The organism is Mesorhizobium sp. M1E.F.Ca.ET.041.01.1.1 (genome assembly GCF_003997355.1).
In the GTDB taxonomy this organism is placed as follows: Bacteria; Pseudomonadota; Alphaproteobacteria; order Rhizobiales; family Rhizobiaceae; genus Mesorhizobium.
In genome coordinates, this window is sequence record NZ_RZSL01001162.1 from 1 (window position 1) to 724 (window position 724).

Consider the following 724-nt stretch of genomic DNA (forward strand, 5'->3'; position numbering starts at 1 on the left):
CTGTACGTCATTGGCTGGATCGCGGCGGGCGCCGGTCATCCGGCACTGGGGTTGTTTCCGAATTGAGTGGCGTTGCCGTGCTTCGAAAAATGGCACGTGCCACGGATTCGCCCGGATTGATGTCACAGTCGCGGCGGAGTATCGCGTTCGCGGGCGAATTTGAGGGCATGACTTGAACGAGATTCTTCACGCGGTCTTCAGCACGCAGGGCTTTGTCCTTGGCACCCTCGTGCCGTTTGTGTTCGTGCTCACCGTCGTCGTGTTCGTCCATGAGATGGGTCACTATCTTATCGGCCGCTGGTGCGGCATCGGCGTGAAGGCTTTTGCCATCGGCTTCGGCCCGGAACTCTTCGGTTTCAACGACCGCTACGGCACGCGCTGGAAGCTGTGCGCCATCCCGCTTGGCGGTTATGTCAAATTCGTCGGCGACATGAACGCGACATCGAGCCAGCCGAGTGCCGAAGACATCGAATCGTTGACCGAGGCCGAGCGCGAAGTCGCTTTCCACACCCAGCCGATCTGGAAGCGCGCGGCGACCGTCGTCGCCGGACCGTTGTTCAATTTCCTGCTGACGATCGCCGTCTTCGCGGTCCTGTTTTCGCTTTACGGCCGTCCGGTCATGGAGCCGACAGTGGCCGAAGTCGTTGCCGGCAGTCCTGCGGCGCGGGCAGGCATCCAGCCCGGCGACCGATTCGTCAAAGTCGACGGCAGCAAGGTGGAGACC

General features: G+C 61.7%; 1 protein-coding gene. It reads left to right on the forward strand.

Translation table 11 applies throughout. The annotated features are described in order from the left end of the window. Positions 1–172: 172 nt before the first annotated feature. Positions 173–724 (forward strand): site-2 protease family protein (locus tag EOA38_RS38105; RefSeq protein WP_127301640.1); only part of this gene is annotated, 552 nt, incomplete at its 3' end.